The organism is Natrialba aegyptia DSM 13077 (assembly GCF_000337535.1).
GTDB classification, from domain to species: domain Archaea; phylum Halobacteriota; class Halobacteria; order Halobacteriales; family Natrialbaceae; genus Natrialba; species Natrialba aegyptia.
The window spans coordinates 1-15,071 of record NZ_AOIP01000014.1; the positions used below are offsets into that span (position 1 = coordinate 1).

Annotated in this window: 13 protein-coding genes and 1 pseudogene; 7 read left to right on the forward strand and 7 right to left on the reverse strand. The window is 63.5% G+C overall.

Annotated elements, in window-relative coordinates; genetic code table 11:
* Nucleotides 1-384, reverse strand: a pseudogene (locus tag C480_RS02950) (helix-turn-helix domain-containing protein); the annotation flags it as partial.
* Between the two features lie 59 nt (nt 385-443).
* On the opposite strand from C480_RS02950, the gene C480_RS02955 reads away from it, so the two are divergent.
* The 3 genes from C480_RS02955 (at nt 444) to C480_RS02965 (ending at nt 3,312) form a co-directional block, all read left to right on the forward strand.
* Nucleotides 444-1,001 carry a hypothetical protein gene (locus C480_RS02955; protein WP_006664131.1) on the forward strand — a complete coding sequence of 186 codons (558 nt, stop codon included), beginning with the start codon at nt 444-446 and terminating at the stop codon, nt 999-1,001.
* 177 nt (nt 1,002-1,178) lie between these two features.
* Complete coding sequence (gene hpt / locus C480_RS02960) at nt 1,179-1,736, forward strand: hypoxanthine/guanine phosphoribosyltransferase (RefSeq protein ID WP_006664132.1); 558 nt, start codon at nt 1,179-1,181, stop codon at nt 1,734-1,736.
* A 181-nt stretch (nt 1,737-1,917) separates the two neighbouring features.
* Nucleotides 1,918-3,312, forward strand: coding sequence for a uracil-xanthine permease family protein (locus C480_RS02965; protein WP_006664133.1), 1,395 nt, complete (start codon nt 1,918-1,920; stop codon nt 3,310-3,312).
* 117 nt (nt 3,313-3,429) lie between these two features.
* Here the strand turns inward: C480_RS02965 and C480_RS02970 are convergent, their stop codons facing one another.
* Entirely contained in the window at nt 3,430-4,581 is a 1,152-nt protein-coding gene (locus tag C480_RS02970; protein WP_006664134.1) for an acyl-CoA dehydrogenase family protein, read from the reverse strand.
* Between the two features lie 115 nt (nt 4,582-4,696).
* Here C480_RS02970 and C480_RS02975 point away from each other — a divergent pair, with 115 nt between their 5' ends.
* Nucleotides 4,697-6,670 carry a 3-hydroxyacyl-CoA dehydrogenase/enoyl-CoA hydratase family protein gene (locus C480_RS02975; protein WP_006664135.1) on the forward strand — a complete coding sequence of 658 codons (1,974 nt, stop codon included), beginning with the start codon at nt 4,697-4,699 and terminating at the stop codon, nt 6,668-6,670.
* A 360-nt stretch (nt 6,671-7,030) separates the two neighbouring features.
* Here C480_RS02975 and C480_RS02980 read toward each other — a convergent pair whose 3' ends face one another.
* Nucleotides 7,031-9,004: a PAS domain S-box protein gene (locus tag C480_RS02980; protein ID WP_006664136.1), complete on the reverse strand. Its 1,974-nt coding sequence runs from the start codon at nt 9,002-9,004 to the stop codon at nt 7,031-7,033.
* A 15-nt stretch (nt 9,005-9,019) separates the two neighbouring features.
* Between C480_RS02980 and C480_RS24470 the strand changes: the two genes are divergently transcribed.
* A complete protein-coding gene (locus C480_RS24470; protein WP_006664137.1) occupies nt 9,020-9,148 on the forward strand; it encodes a hypothetical protein in 129 nt (42 codons plus the stop codon).
* Nucleotides 9,149-9,242: 94 nt separating this feature from the next.
* On the opposite strand, the gene C480_RS02985 is transcribed toward C480_RS24470, so the two are convergent.
* Nucleotides 9,243-9,617, reverse strand: a complete 375-nt coding sequence (locus C480_RS02985; protein ID WP_006664138.1) for a cupin domain-containing protein — start codon at nt 9,615-9,617, stop codon at nt 9,243-9,245.
* 284 nt (nt 9,618-9,901) lie between these two features.
* Between C480_RS02985 and C480_RS02990 the strand changes: the two genes are divergently transcribed.
* On the forward strand, nt 9,902-10,360 hold the full coding sequence (locus C480_RS02990) for a hypothetical protein (RefSeq protein WP_006664139.1): 459 nt from the start codon (nt 9,902-9,904) through the stop codon (nt 10,358-10,360).
* Here the strand turns inward: C480_RS02990 and C480_RS02995 are convergent.
* From C480_RS02995 to C480_RS03005, 3 genes are all read right to left on the reverse strand, one after another.
* Nucleotides 10,345-11,040 carry an O-methyltransferase gene (locus tag C480_RS02995; protein ID WP_006664140.1) on the reverse strand — a complete coding sequence of 232 codons (696 nt, stop codon included), beginning with the start codon at nt 11,038-11,040 and terminating at the stop codon, nt 10,345-10,347. The two genes, C480_RS02990 and C480_RS02995, sit on opposite strands and share 16 nt — an antisense overlap.
* A 101-nt stretch (nt 11,041-11,141) precedes the next feature.
* Complete coding sequence (locus C480_RS03000; RefSeq protein WP_006664141.1) at nt 11,142-12,311, reverse strand: aspartate-alanine antiporter-like transporter; 1,170 nt, start codon at nt 12,309-12,311, stop codon at nt 11,142-11,144.
* Nucleotides 12,312-12,644: 333 nt separating this feature from the next.
* The gene (locus tag C480_RS03005) at nt 12,645-14,228 is read right to left on the reverse strand and encodes a long-chain-fatty-acid--CoA ligase (protein ID WP_006664142.1); all 1,584 of its coding nucleotides are present in this window, start codon (nt 14,226-14,228) and stop codon (nt 12,645-12,647) included.
* 197 nt (nt 14,229-14,425) lie between these two features.
* Between C480_RS03005 and C480_RS03010 the strand changes: the two genes are divergently transcribed.
* Nucleotides 14,426-15,052, forward strand: a complete 627-nt coding sequence (locus tag C480_RS03010) for a universal stress protein (RefSeq protein WP_006664143.1) — start codon at nt 14,426-14,428, stop codon at nt 15,050-15,052.
* Nucleotides 15,053-15,071: the final 19 nt, after the last annotated feature.

The window sequence follows — 15,071 nt, forward strand, 5'->3', positions numbered from 1 at the left end:
AGATGTGTATAAGAGACAGTCGAAGAGCAGCCCCTCGCCCAGATATTCGAGGGCTACGTGGGGGACCGACGTGCAGACTTCGGTTCGCTCCCAGTAGGTGTAGACGACGAGCGTATCGCTCGATCGATCGAGGACCTGCACCTCACAATCCGCCCCGCAGTGGTCCTTGACGAGACAGTCCGCGAAGTAGTCGGCCGTCTCGTAGGCCCGTTCGAGTTCGGCGAGCGCCGCGTCGGGTCCGGTCGCGAGGTCGACTCGCCAGAGGCTATCGGCGCTGACGTGACACGACAGCGAGCGGACCGACATCTCGGGGTAGTCCGCGAGCACGTCGGCGACCGGGTTGGTTCCCGGTTCGTACTCCAGTGCAAAGACGAACTCTCTCATTGTCGGCACTAGGGGTTCACGCGACAAATGGTTTCCCGCTCGATGGCGTACCGAACGGTATGGGACAGCCGGCAACAGCACGGATCAGAACGGAACTCCGCGAGTTCTGGGAGTTCTACCGCGGCTATACGAAGACGGCGATCCACGCAGCCACTGCGGCCGGACTCACGATCTTCGGGATTCTCATCTTTATCGACCCCTGGTTTGCCGCGATTGCGATCGCCTGTTACGTCGTTCCGCCGGTCGCATTGTATCTGCTGGAGGTGAACTCGGTTTGGGAGGCGGGTGACAGCGAGCGCGACCGTCAGGGTGTGAAAGAATCACGGCGGAATCGGGTTCCCGAGACCGACACCGACGCCGGTTCAGCCGAACCGGAGACGGCGCTGATACACCCGCCGTCCGGAAGTGATGCGACTGCTGGGCCGGCTTCCGGTGACGGTGATACAGATTCGGATTCGGATTCGGATTCGGACTCGGATTCGGACGACGGTGACACTGACACCGACACCGATTCCGGGGGCGATGGCGACACGGACAGCGATACTGACGATGGCGATACCGACTCGGACTCCGATACCGACGACGGGGATACCGATTCGGATTCGGACAGCGACTGATAACGCCATCGCCACGCCCGTGAGGCGAACATCCGGAGCGACCAGCGATGGAACGCGATTCGTTCAACACGAGCCGAACGACGGTGGAAACTCCACTGTCGAATATCCAACGCGAGAGGCCGCTCCGCTCGGAGTCGAGAACGAACCGCTTTTGCCGCGATTGCCCCAATCCACGACATGGACCGACTCCTCGCATCGCTCGACGACGCGCCGATCATCGACAAAGACGGCTACGAGTACCTCGTCCACCCGATCAGCAACGGCGTTCCGGTGCTCGATCCGGCGCTGTTGCGGGAGGTCGTCGTCGAGGTCATGCAAACTGCCGACCTGAACGTCGACAAGATCGTCGCCCCCGAAGCGATGGGCATCCACCTCGCAACCGCGGTGTCGCTACAAACCGACATTCCGCTCGTCGTGATTCGCAAACGAGAGTACGGCCTCGAGGGCGAGGTATCGCTCCACCAGGAGACGGGCTACTCGGAGTCGGAGATGTACATCAACGACGTCGAACCCGACGACCGCGTCGTCATCATCGACGACATGCTCTCGACCGGCGGCACCCTGGCGGCAATCTGTACGGCGCTCGACGACATCGGAGCCGAAATTGCTGACATCGTCGTCGTCATGCGAAAGGTCGGCCCGTCCGCCCTCGACGAGACGCCGTTCGAGGCGACGAGCCTCATCGACATCACAGTCGAAGACGGGGACGTTACCGTTCACTCATCGCACTGCTGAACTCGGTTTCGAGAGCGAAACCCTCTTTATTATTAGATATATGATGGGTTCGGCGAGTAGCTCTCCTGCTCCTTGTCGCGCTCAGATGTGCACGATTATGGATTAAAATACGGTTGATGGGGTTCGGTCTGAGCGCATATACGAGACCTTTTACCTCTCGGTTGCAAGGTGATTCCTATAGATGTCGAACGAATCCGGGGATGGCATTCACCTCGAGTACGGACTCGACGAGAAACCGCCGTTGCCGAAGTCGATCCTGCTGGGACTCCAGCACGTCGCGGTCATGATCGTGCCGGCGACGGCGGTGGCGTACATCGTCGCGGGCAGCGTCGGACTGAGCGGTGCCGATACGGCCTACATCGTCCAGATGGTGCTGTTGTTTTCCGGCCTGGCGACCATCGTCCAAGCCTACACGGTCGGCCCCGTCGGCGCGAAACTGCCGATCGTTATGGGAACGAGTTTTACGTTCCTCGGCGCGATGACGACGATCGGCGCAGACTTCGGCATGGCCGCGGTGTTCGGTGCGATCCTCGTTACTGGCTTCACCGTCGAAGGACTCATCGGTTGGCAGTTCAACCGCATCAAACCCTTCTTCCCACCGCTCGTCACCGGTCTCGTCGTCGTCATCATCGGACTGTACCTGATCCCGACGGGAATGGACTACGCCGCCGGCGGCACCGCCGCCCACGAAGCCGGCGAGTTCGGCGCGCTCCACCACATCGGACTGGCCGCGCTGGTTCTGGCCATCGCCGTCGGGCTCAACATGTTGACGCGCGGAATCACCCGTCTGCTGAGCATTCTCGTCGCGATCACGGTCGGCTACGTCGCCGCGGTCGCGGTCGGCCTCGTCGACTTCTCGCCGATCGGAGCGGCCGCATGGGTCGCCGTTCCGTCGCCGACCCGCTTCGGGTTCGAGTTCGAACCGATCGCGATTCTCGTCTTCGCCTTCCTCTTTCTCGTCTCCGCGATGGAGACCGTCGGCGACATGTCCGGCGTGACCGCTGCCGAAGGGCGAAACCCCGACACCCGCGAGTTCCGCGGGGCCCTCTTTACCGACGGTCTGCTGAGTTCGCTCGGCTCCGTCTTCGCCACCTTCCCCGTCACCTCGTTCTCCCAGAACGTCGGTATTATCACCTTCACGGGCGTGATGAGCCGCCACGTCGTCGGCATCAGCGGGGTCATCCTTGCGGTGCTCGGTCTCAGCCCGAAAATCGGTGCCGTCGTCACGACCATCCCGAGCGCCGTCTTCGGCGGCGCCACCCTGCTGATGGTCGGGATGGTCGCCGCCAGCGGCTTCCGATTGATCGTCCTGCACACTGAACTCGACCGGCGGAACATGGTTATCGTGGCCGTCTCGCTCGGCCTCGGCCTCGGTATCGCGACGACCCCGGAAGCGATCAGCGGGCTTCCGAACGCAGCTCAGACGTTCTTCGGCGAGCCGGTGATCCTGACCGCGCTGTCGGCGCTCGTCCTCAACACGTTCGTCCCCGGTGAACAGAGCCCGCTGTTCGACGCCGAAGCTGCAACTCCCGTAGACGACAACCCAAATCCTGCTCCCGGTCCCAGCGACGACTAGCGTCCCTTACGAAGACGGCCCCTTCTACATCCTCGCCGCGGATCGCCTCAAGAAGGAAGCTTCGATATTTTGCCGAGTACGGCCGCGAAGCGACCGACGCAGAGCAACAGTTTGGTTCTAGAAGCCCTTGCCGAGCATCTCGCGTGCGATGACGTTCTTCTGAATTTCTGAAGTGCCCTCGTAGATCTGGGTGATCTTCGCGTCGCGGTAGAACCGCTCGACCGGGAAGTCGTTGACGTAGCCGGCCCCACCGTGGATCTGGACGGCCTCGTCGGCGGTCTCGACGGCGATTCGGGAGGCGTACTCCTTGGCCATCGAAGCGAGTTTGGTGATGTCCTCGCCCTGGTCGACGTTCCAGGCCGCCTTGTAGGTCAGGTTGCGGGCCGCCTCGGTGTTCGTCGCCATCTCGGCGAGTTTGTGCTGGATGGCCTGGAACTCCGAGATCGACTGGCCGAACTGTTCGCGGTCCTGGGCGTACTCGAGCGCGGCGCGGGTGGCACCCTTGGCGATGCCGACGCCCTGTGCGGCGACGGCGGTGCGGGTCTCGTCGAAGAACTGCATCTGCTGCATGAACGCGGCGTCTTTGGTGCCGATGAGGTTCTCCTCCGGAACGCGCACGTCGTCGAAGACGAGTTCAGCCGTGTCCGAGGCGCGGATGCCCAGTTTGCCGGTGATCTTCTCGGCGGAGAAGCCGTCGCGATCGGATTCGACGACGATCTGGCTGAAGCCGTTGTACCGGCCCTGTGCGTCGGGATTGGTCTTACAGAGGACGACGAAGAAGTCGCCGACGGTCCCGTTGGTGATCCACATCTTGTTGCCGTTGATCACCCACTCGTCGCCGTCCTTCTCGGCGCGGGTCGAGACGGAGGACACGTCGGAGCCGGTGTCGGGTTCGGAGATCGCAGCACCGGAGATTTTCTCGCCGAGCGCGACGGGCTCTAAGAAGCGCTTCTTCTGGTCGTCGGTCCCGAAGTTCATGATCGCCTCGCAACCGAAGGAGGTCGAGATGATCGACAGCGCGATTCCGGGGTCGTAGGAGAACAGTTCCTCGGTGATGATCGCGGTATCGAGGATGGAGTAGCCGGCACCGCCGTAGTCGATCGGGATGTACGAGCCGGTCAGGCCCATTTCGGCGGCCTCGTCGATGACGTCGTGGGGGTATTTCTCCTGTTCGTCGTACTCCTCGGCGATGGGGACGATTTCGTTTTCGGCGAACCGCTGTACCTCTTCGCGGATCTGCTCCTGTTCTTCGGTGAGACCGAATTCCATGGTCAATCGTTATTATCCGAGCGATAAAGAGCTTTGTAACCGGCTATAAACGCAAAGAAAGTTTCTAACCCGGAAGAGGGAAACGTTCAAACGGGTGCCCATTGCATGATTATTCATGGAACTGGAAGACATCAACACCGTCGCAGTTCTCGGCGCGGGGAACATGGGACACGGCATCGCGGAGGTCGCCGCGATGGCGGGCTACGAGGTCGCACTTCGCGACATCAAAGACGAGTTCGTCCAGAACGGCTACGAGCAGATCGAGTGGTCGCTGAACAAGCTCGCGGAGAACGACCAGCTCAGCCAGGACGACGCCGATGCCGCGCTCGAACGCGTCACGCCGCTGGTCGACGTCGAGGAGGCCGTCGGCAATGCGGATGTCATCATCGAGGCCGTCCCGGAGAAGATGGAGATCAAGAAGGACGTCTACGGCGAGGTCGAGGAACACGCACCCGACCGCGCCATCTTCGCGACGAACACCTCGAGTCTCTCCATCACCGAACTCGCGGACGTGACGGATCGTCCCGAGCAGTTCTGCGGGATGCACTTTTTCAACCCGCCGGTTCGGATGCAACTCGTCGAAGTCATCTCCGGCGCGGAAAGTGCCGAGGACACCCTCGACGTGATCGAGGAACTCGCCGAAGACTTCGGCAAGACGCCGGTCCGCGTCCACAAGGACTCGCCCGGCTTCATCGTCAACCGCATCCTCGTCCCCCTGATGAACGAGGCCAGCTGGCTCGTCAGCGAGGACGAGACGACCATCGCCGAGGTCGACTCGACGACGAAATACGACATGGGTCTGCCGATGGGCAGCTTCGAACTCGGCGACCAGGTCGGCAACGACGTGAGCTACCACGTCCTCGAGTACATGCACGAGGTGCTCGGCGACGCCTACGAGCCGGCTCCGCTCCTCGAAACGAAAGTCGAAAACGAAGAACTCGGCAAGAAGACCGGCAAGGGCTTCTACGATTACGAGGACGGCGACGGCGTCGACATCCCGACCGACGAGCAGTCCGAGTTCGTCAAAGAACGGCTGCTCGCGACGATGGCCAACGAGGCGGCGAAGCTGATCGGTAACGACGTCGCCCCGCCGGAGTCCATCGACGAAGCCGTCCAGCTCGGTGCCGGCTTCCCCGACGGCCCGGTCAAACTCGTCGACGAGTTCGGTCTCGAACCGCTCCTGGAAACGCTCGAAGACGCCTACGACGAGACCGGCCACGAGCGCTACGCGCCGGCCGACTACCTCGCGGAGCGCGCCGACGAAGGCGGCTTCTACGAGTCCGCTGACGACGGGGCCGGCGTCGACTTCGACGCCATCCGCGTCGAGTACCCCGGCGACATGGTCGGACACATCGTCCTCGACCGCCCGCACCGCATGAACACCATCAGCGACGACCTGCTGGCCGAACTCTCCGAGGCCATCGACCTGCTCGAGGACGACGAGGAAATCCGTGCGCTCCTCATTACCGGTGAGGGCGAGAAGGCCTTCTCCGCTGGTGCCGACGTGCAGAGCATGGCCGCCGGCGGTGCCGACCCCATCGGCGCGGTCGAACTCTCGAAGAAAGGCCAGTCGACGTTCGGCAAGCTCGAAGCCTGCGACATGCCGGTCGTGGCCGCTATCGACGGCTACTGTCTCGGCGGCGGCATGGAACTGGCCACCTGCGCGGATCTGCGCGTCGCGAGCGACCGCTCCGAGTTCGGCCAGCCCGAACTCGATCTCGGCCTGCTCCCCGGTTGGGGCGGTACCCAGCGCCTGAAACACATCGTCGGCGAGGGCCGCGCGAAGGAGATCATCCTCACCGCAGAGCGCTACGAGGCCGCGACGATGGAAGAGTTCGGCTTCGTCAACGAACTCGTCGGCAACGACGAACTCGTCGACGAGGCACTCGACCTGGCGACCGATCTCGCCGGCGGGCCGCCGATCGCCCAGAAGTTCACCAAGCGCGCGATGCTCGCGGGCCGCGACGACACCGAGGCGGGGCTCGAGTACGAATCCTCCGCGTTCGGCCACCTGATGGCGACGGACGATCTGATGGAGGGCATTACGGCGTTCATGGGCGACGGTGAGCCGGAGTTCGAAGGGAAGTGAGGAAGTGAGGAAGTGAGGCGACCGTCGAAAGACGAACACAGCGAGTCTTTCGGTAGCGAACCGGCGTTCGAAGGGCAGTAGAAGGCGACGGTGTCCGACTGAGAGCGACGAGAAACGCTCTCGCGTGTCTCTTGCGGTTCTTGAACGCTTTCGATTCCGGCGTGGTCGATCCGATCACAGCGTGTGGCGGGCGTCTCGAGTCGAACTGCGAGCTTCTGTTCGGCGCAGTCGTTCGTTCGAGCACTGCTGTCTGCTCGCATCACTCTTCCGTCGCCCGCGACACGTTGGACACCCGTTCTAGACGGATGGTCGCGCAGTCGCGCAGTCCCACCGTTCGTTTGGCCTCGTTGACGACTCCGATCACGAACTCGATCGTCCGGCCACCGTGACGAACTCGAACCGCGCGCCGCCGGCCTCGCTCTCCGTCGCGGTAACGCGCCAGTCGTGGCCCGCCGCGACCTCGCGGACGACCCAGAGTCCGATACCGAGGCCGTCCGCGTCGGTCGACACCGAGGGATCGAAGAGTTCGGCAGCGGCGGCGAACTCGTCGGGAAGGCCAGCCCCGTCGTCCGCGACGAAGAAGCCGCACGGGTCGTCCGCTTCCAGTTCTCCGCCGGTGCCGTTCTCGATCTCGTCCGCCGCGAGCGAACACGCGTCGAACTCGAGTGTGCCGACCCGGACGGTCAGTTCGTGCTCGGACTCGTCGCCGTTGCAGCCGTGTTCGATCGCGTTCCGAAACAGGTTCTCGAAGACGCGCAACAGTCGGGAGCGATCGGCCGTGAGCGTCATCGTATCCACGATCGAGAGCATCGCCCCGCCGGTCGAGACGTGGTTCCAGGCCTCCGTCGCGGCCGATTCGAGATCGACGCACGTCGTTTCGCTCGCCCACGCGCCGTCGCGAGCGATCGCCAACACGTCGTCGATAATTGCCTCCATGCGGTCGAGACTGCGCCGAGCCGTCGGAAGGTGCTCGAGCGACTCCGTCTCCGCGACGAGTTCGAGATAGCCCTGGGCGATGCCGAGGGGATTGCGCAGGTCGTGGCTGACGATGCGGGCGAACGCGTCGAGGCGTTCGTTCTGCTCGCGAAGGCGGCGCTCGTTTCGCTTGCGCTCGGTAACGTCTCGGACGACGCCGACGCAGCCGCTGAACTCGTCGTCGTGGACGAGGACGGTGAGTTGGACTTCGCAGGGAATCCGGGCTCCGGACTTCGTTTCGAGCGGGGCCTCGATCGTCGTCGAACGGTCGTTGCTTCGGAGCAGCGAGCCGATCGCCGTTTCGGCACGGTCGATGGTCGACTCGTCGAAGAGCAAGTCGGCGTGTTCGCCGAGCAGTCCCTCGCGCGTGTAGCCGGTCATCTCGACGATCGCGTCGTTGATCGTCATGATGTGGCCGGCCGCATCGAGGACGTAAATGCCGTCCCCTGCCGTCTCGACGAGGCGTTCGTACCGGTGCAGGGTCTGCTCTTGCTGTTCGAGCTGGCCGCGGATCGCGATCGTTTCGAGGACGTGCGAGGCCACTTTGGCGACCGACCGAATCGTCTCCCGCTCGGCCGTCGACAGCGCCGTGGCCGCGTACACCACGAGCACGCCGTAGCGCTCCTCACACGTTGCAAGCGGCGAAACTGCCACCGCCTGCACGTCGCGTTCGCGGGCGCGATCGGCAAACGGAATCGACCGCGTGGCGTCGGTACTGGCGGTCTGTAAGGTCTGCGTGTACAGCGCGCGTTCGAGCAACGGATTCGCACCGTTGCCGACTCGAAACGTCCGGTGTGTCGGCCAACTGGTCGCCTCGGGGTCCGTGATCCAGGGCACGACAGACTGCTCACCGCGGTCGTACTCGCCAGCCCAGGCGAACACGAACGCATCGCTTGCCGTAAACGTCGTGCGAAGCACCTGCTCGACGGTTCGCGGCGACATCGCATCGGCCAATTCACACCGGATCGTTTCGACGAGTTCAGGGCGGCGATCCGCGGTCGAACTCGGGGTGATACTGTCGAGAATCGGCTGTGCGAGATCCGTTGCGGGAGCCGTCGCCGGGTCGGATGCGGAGAGTTCGGTGAGAACCGGCGTCGTCTCGCCGCAATCTGCATCCCAGTAGCCGAATATCGAGAGATCCGGCGCGACGGATTCGAGGGTGCTGCGGACGGCCGGAACGTCCGAAATCGTTCCCGCATCGATGACGACGGCGTCGACCGGGTCCCGTTCGAGACGGTCGATAGCCACGGCAGGCTCCCGTGCAACGGCGACGCTAACGGGTGCATCCGTCAGTGCGAGCGTCAGCGTTGCTCGCGTCGACCGATCGCGACTTATACAGAGGATCTGTCGACGGCTCATAGCGGAGGGTGTGTGATGCGGTTCTGGCTCGGTGTTATCGTCGCCATCTCTATCGTCGGCGCTATGATCGTCGCCGGCGTCGGCAGCGTCACCAGCAGGTGTCCAGCGGGAACCATCACACGACTGCACTCGTGTGAGAACTAATTGTTCTTTCTACATATCTTCCGTCTCGGTTGTACGAACCGTACGCAGTGGGTGCCGAAGTGATGGGAGCGGGGAGCGGAGCTACCGACTACAGTCACCCGGCAAAACCGGAGAGGGGCCACTCGCTGTCGTCATCGTCGTCCTGAATACTCGGTGCGCTCACGAGGACGAACGCGCTTTCGTCGTCACCGTTTTGGATCTGGCGCGTCGACGTTGGCGGAATCCAGAGCGCATCGCCGGTTTCCATCGCGACCGGTTCGTCGTCGACGACGACTGTCGCTTCGCCCTCGATGAGGACGTAGACTTCCTCGTGATCGTTGTCAGTGTGGTCGTGTGGCTTACTTTTCCAGCCCGGATCACAACGGGCAACCGTTACGCCGACCTGTTCCGTTTCGAGCGGATCGCTCAGGAAGTGCATCGCACTCGACACCTGCTCGACTTCCTCGTAGTTCACTTTCCGATAGGACATGGCTGTGCCTTGGTGTGGACGACAGTAAAGTTACGCGTTCATCCACCCTGACCGATCGGGCCGAACCCGTCGACCGGCGCGACCGCACCCTCGACCGGCAGGTGCACGTGCCATTCGCAACTCGGCCGAACAACATGGGTCCACCCCCGTCGGGGGATCGGTCACCTGATTGCCCCGGTTCGACGCGCGTCACCGCCGTATCCCCGTCAGTGCGCCCGTCTATCATACTGGTATACCGGAGCCAACAGCTATATAGCCACCCAGCTATAGGTGCCAGCAAAGCGGTGCACGACGTGATCCTGACACCAACACGTTCGGATCGACTCCTGGTCGCCGTCTCGCTCGCCCTGTTCGGCGTCGCGGGCGCTTTGAGCGCTTCCGTCGACGAACTCGGCCCAACGCTTGGCGCGACGACACTCGCCATTGCGGGCGTCTACACGCTCGCCAAGTACGCAAACAGCGTTTCTCGGCGCACGCTTGCTTCCCTGGCACTCGTCCTCTGGGCCGGATTCCTCGCCGTCGCTACCCTGCACGTCATCGGTCTCCAGACGATCGGTGCCGCCGTTCCCGGTCCGACCGCCGTGCTCGTCATCGCGGTCACCGCGGCGACGTGGGCACTGCTCCTGACCGCCTGTTCGACGACCGCGTTCCTCGGGTTCCGCGAGTACGGGACAACCGTCAGTACCGAGACTCTCGACGAGCAAAGCATCGAGAGCGAGCCGTCAGACTACTCGACGCGGTAACTCACCGCGATTCCCTCGCCGAGGGGCACGACGACCGTCTCGAACGACGGGTCTTCTCGAACGCGCTCTAGATACGACGCGATTCCGCGCGTGTGTTCGTTGCTCTCGGCCGCAACCCTGCTTGCGCTCTCCTCGCCGCCGTTCGCCGCCTCGACCATTTCCAGTAGCGCCTCGAACTCGATACTACCGGCCGAAATTGCATTATCCGCAATGACGACGCCACCGACCGGAACCTTCGAGCGGACGGCCTCGAACGCCGCTTCGTACCGGTGCTTCTCGAGGTCGAGCAACACCACGTCGAACGGCCCCTCGTATCGCTCGACCGTCTCCAGTGCGTCGCCGAGTTCGTATCGCGCAACGTCGTCGTATCCACCAGCAGTCATATACTCGCGGGCCTGCTCGAGTTCAGCCTCGTCGACTTCGGTGAGGACGAGTTCGCCGTCAGCGGGAAGTGCCTCGGCGAACCAGTACGCGGAGTAGCCATAGCCCGAGCCGAACTCGAAGATGCGCTCGGCGTCGGTGAGACGGGCAACGAATCGGAGAAAGGCACCGACTTCGGGACCAACGTGAGGGAAGCCCTCCTCGCGGGCGAACTCGTCCATCTCGGCGAGCGTGTCGTCGGGGTCGGGACCGGCTGCACGAACGAAGCGGCTGAGCTCGGTTGTGAGTACGTCGACCATGGCTAGTGGTACGGGAGCGAGAATATCAAGCTCGGGGGACGATGCCACGCCGTGCGGTCACCCCTGCGAACCGTTCCGGAACCGAGATTCGGGGGCGACTCTCAGCCGACCGTGGCGGGGACGAGCAACACCAGCACCTTCGCGTACAGTACCATGAACAGGAGGGCGAAGGGGTAGGTGTTGCCGTAGGCGGCACCGACCTCGTCGGCGTCGGTAGCGTCGATCGCCGCGGCGAGGCCTTTCGTGTCGGTGTGGCCGCCGCAGATACCGCCGGCGGCCGTGATCCAGTCTTGGCCCCAGAGCCGTCGCGTGACGGCCAGTCCAACGAGAATCGCGGTGAGGCTCGTCAACGCCGACGCCAGGACGATCTGAACGCCGTACTCGGCGACCGTTTGAACGAGCCCGCTGCCGGCTTCGATGCCGACCGTCGCGAGGAATAAGCCGAGCGTGAGCGACCGGAGTTCCGAGAGGATCGTCCGGTCCATCCGTAGCGTGACCGGCCCGAGTTCGCCGTAGTAGCCGAGCACCAGCGCGGCGATGATGACGCCGCCGGTCGTTCCGAGCGTCGGCGCGCCGAGCGGACCGAGCGGGAGCGGGATCGACCCGAGTACGACGCCGACCGCGAGCACGAGTCCGAATCCGACGAGGCTGAACGACACCCGCTCGATTGGCGAGTCGTCGGAACCCGATTCGGCTCCGTCCACGTCGGCTTCGTACCGTCGACGCTCCGCGTCCATTTCGAGGCCGGCGAATCGAGGATAGAGTTGCTGAAAGAGGACGATGAGGACGGCACCGACGACGTAGCCGATCGAGTGTCCGATCTGGTACGATGCCTGTGCGCTACCGGACAGACCGTCGAGGGCGGACGCGAGACCGGGGCTGCTCGTCAGCGCGCCGGTGAACGCACCCATGAGCAACGGCGTGTTCGTCTCGGGGAACAGGACCGTCGCCGAGAGGGCGGTAACCGCGAAACCCGACGCGGTCATGACGGCCGCGAGGACGACGAAGTACGGGCCGTAGGTCCGGATAACCCCGGAGATGTCTTCGGCGGCGATCAACCCGACGCAGGCGACGAACAGCGCGAGTGCGAGGCCGGAGTACGACGGCGGGACCGTCAGTCCGAGGTGACCGAGTACCAATCCCGCAAAGAGCGGGCCGGCGACCCCGAACGAGACGCCTCGAACGGTGACGCGCCCGACCGCCATGCCGACGACGAGCGCCAGAAAGACGACGAAGATTCCGTTACCGAGCACGTCGCTCACGATGGACACGGCCGCTCACCTCCCTCGAGTGCCGTCGCGTTCGTCCGACCGATACCGAGAACGTTCCGCCGATACAGCGATGATGCCTGTCTGATGGGTAGTAGCACCTCCAAAGCGGCGCTTCTCTCGTTCCGGCCGGTCGAGCGTCGCAGAGCGATGCCCGGCCGTGCCACTCAAAAGTTACTACCCAACGAGTAAGATCTCATCGATGTAGGGAGAATGTCCATATCGTCAATTATGATCGTCACTACTGCGGATTAGACGCTCTGAATCGCCTCTCCCCACACTCACAGCGGGTGTAGGATCAACGAATTTCGCTTTCAGTGCAGCGCAGTAGAGCCGTCAGTTCGTCTCTGCTTCCGCCGTCTCCTCGCGCTCGCGAAGCTTGAACTTCTGGACCTTCCCCGTCGTCGTCCGCGGGAGTTCCTCGACGAACTCGATTTCGCGCGGGTGCTTGTATTCCGCCAGATTAGTCAGGCAGTACTCCCGGAGTTCGTCGGCCGTCACGTCGGCGTCGGGCGTCGGCACGACGAATGCCTTGACCGTCTCCCCCCGTCGATCGTCCGGAATGCCGGCGACCGCAGCGTCGGCGACGGCCTCGTGTTCGAACAGCAATTCCTCGACTTCACGCGGGTAGACGTTGTAGCCGCCCGTGACGATCATGTGCTTCTCGCGGTCGACGACGTAGAAGAAGCCGTCTTCGTCGTGGTAGCCCACGTCGCCGGTGTGGAACCACGTCGTTCCCGCTGCCTCGGTGAAGGCCTCCTCGTTCGCCTCGGGCAGGCCGTAGTAGCCTTTCATTACGTTCGGCCCGGAGACGACGATTTCGCCGGTGATCTCGGTTAAGTCCGTTTCGTCCTCGTCGACTGGACCCTCCTCGACGGGCGAGACGTCCTCGAACTCGTCATCGACGACCTTCGAGTCGACGCCGGGGACGGTCTTGCCGATACTGCCGACGCGCCGCCCGTCGATCGGACTGTTGAAGTGCGTGATCGGGCTGGTCTCGGTGAGTCCGTATCCCTCGTAAACCTTCGGTTCGTAGCGGTCTTCGAACTGCCGGAGGACTTCGGTCGGAATGCCGGATCCGCCGACGCCGCACAGCCGGACCGAGGAGAAATCGAACTCGTCGGCGTTGGGCTGGTTGATCACGTCGTTGTACATCGCCGGCACGCCGTGGAAGACCGTGAGTTCCTCGCGCTCGACGAGCGAGACGGCGTCCTGGGCGTCCCACTCGGCCATCGGGTAGTAGGCTGCACCGTTGAACAACGCGGCGTTCATCGTGACGGTCATCCCGTAGATGTGAAACAGCGGTAGAACGCCGAGTTGCTTGTCGTCGGGCCGAATTCCGTCCGGAACGAGTTTCGCCGCCGCCGTCGCGTTCGAAGCGAGATTTTCGTGCGTTAGCTGGACGCCTTTCGGCTGTCCCGTCGTCCCCGACGTGTACGGCTGAACCGCCACGTCGTCGCCGGCGCGGTCGACGATATCGGGAGCACCGCGCTCGAGGAACGCCTCGAACGTCGTCGCACCCTCGGCTTCGCCGTCGATACTGACGACGTGTTCGACGCTCGTCTCGTCCTGGACCGCCGTGACGAACGGGACGAGATCGGAGAGCGTGACGACCACCCTGGCCTCGCTGTCGCCGAGTAAGTGGCTGATCTCCCGCGACTTGTACTGCGGGTTCATCGGCACGACGACGCCGCCCGCCCGTAACGTTCCGTGGAAGGCGATCAAAAACGGCGGGACGTTCGGCAGATAGAGCGCAATACGGTCGTCCTCGCCGATCCCCCGCTCGTCGAGCGCGGTTGCGAACGCACCAGTCTGCGCCCAGAACTCGTCGTAACTGGTCTCTTCCCCCCGGAATCCGATCGCGGTGGTACCCCCGTGTTCCTCGACGGCTGCCGCGACGTTCGTGACAAGGTTTGCCATTGCTCACGCAAACTGTTGTCGTACTGTGTGAAAAACATTTACATTGTTTATACTATATTGATTCGTCCTTACCAGGCTGACGAGTTCAGCGCCGGCGCTGGTACTCAAGAGCAAACAGGTAGGACACTGAACTCGGCTGTGGCGGTGGCCCAGCGGGAGTCGAGCCTATTTACGTTCGTGTGCCAAACGTCCGAGCGATGTACGATCACGTCCTCATTCCGACGGACGGAAGCGACGGGACCCGGCGGTCGATCACGCACGGATTGGCCATCGCCGATCAGTTCGGCGCGACGGTCCACGCGCTCTCGGTCGTCCCGGAAGGCCCGTTCGGAACGTTCGAGAGCGAGGCCGCAACCGAGGCCGCCCGGCGCGCCGTCGACCGGGTCGCAATGGAAACGAGAGCCGCCGATCTCGAAACCGTTACCACCGTCGCACAGGGTGTCCCTCACGAGGAGATCCTCGCCTACGCGGACGACAACGAGATCGATCTCATCGTCATGGGGACCCAGGGACGGACCGGCCTCGACCGCGTGCTCGTCGGGAGCGTCACCGAACGCGTCGTCCGGATGGCCGACGTGCCGGTCGTCACCGTCCGACTGACGGACGACATCCGAATCACCGACGCCGAGGAGGCGCGTGAACTCGCGCACGAACAGGCCGAACAGGAGGGGTACGAGGACGTAACGAGTGTCGGCGAGCCACACCGCACCAGCGCCTCCTGGATCGTCCCGCTCGAAGCGAACGGCCACTCGATGCAGGTCCACATCGACGCGGTATCCGGCGAGGGCCGAATTGCAGACCGAACTCGTGACGAGGACCGATAAGAATCGATGCGACAGTGTC

What these genes read in the sequence shown, in the direction of transcription:
- C480_RS02965 (WP_006664133.1), top strand. Translation starts at nt 1,918, where the DNA reads ATGTCGAACGAATCCGGGGATGGCATTCACCTCGAGTACGGACTCGAC.
- C480_RS02980 (WP_006664136.1), bottom strand. Translation starts at nt 9,004, where the DNA reads ATGAGCCGTCGACAGATCCTCTGTATAAGTCGCGATCGGTCGACGCGA.
- C480_RS02970 (WP_006664134.1), bottom strand. Translation starts at nt 4,581, where the DNA reads ATGGAATTCGGTCTCACCGAAGAACAGGAGCAGATCCGCGAAGAGGTA.
- hpt (WP_006664132.1), top strand. Translation starts at nt 1,179, where the DNA reads ATGGACCGACTCCTCGCATCGCTCGACGACGCGCCGATCATCGACAAA.
- C480_RS02985 (WP_006664138.1), bottom strand. Translation starts at nt 9,617, where the DNA reads ATGTCCTATCGGAAAGTGAACTACGAGGAAGTCGAGCAGGTGTCGAGT.
- C480_RS03010 (WP_006664143.1), top strand. Translation starts at nt 14,426, where the DNA reads ATGTACGATCACGTCCTCATTCCGACGGACGGAAGCGACGGGACCCGG.
- C480_RS02955 (WP_006664131.1), top strand. Translation starts at nt 444, where the DNA reads ATGGGACAGCCGGCAACAGCACGGATCAGAACGGAACTCCGCGAGTTC.
- C480_RS02995 (WP_006664140.1), bottom strand. Translation starts at nt 11,040, where the DNA reads ATGGTCGACGTACTCACAACCGAGCTCAGCCGCTTCGTTCGTGCAGCC.
- C480_RS24470 (WP_006664137.1), top strand. Translation starts at nt 9,020, where the DNA reads ATGCGGTTCTGGCTCGGTGTTATCGTCGCCATCTCTATCGTCGGCGCT.
- C480_RS02975 (WP_006664135.1), top strand. Translation starts at nt 4,697, where the DNA reads ATGGAACTGGAAGACATCAACACCGTCGCAGTTCTCGGCGCGGGGAAC.
- C480_RS03005 (WP_006664142.1), bottom strand. Translation starts at nt 14,228, where the DNA reads ATGGCAAACCTTGTCACGAACGTCGCGGCAGCCGTCGAGGAACACGGG.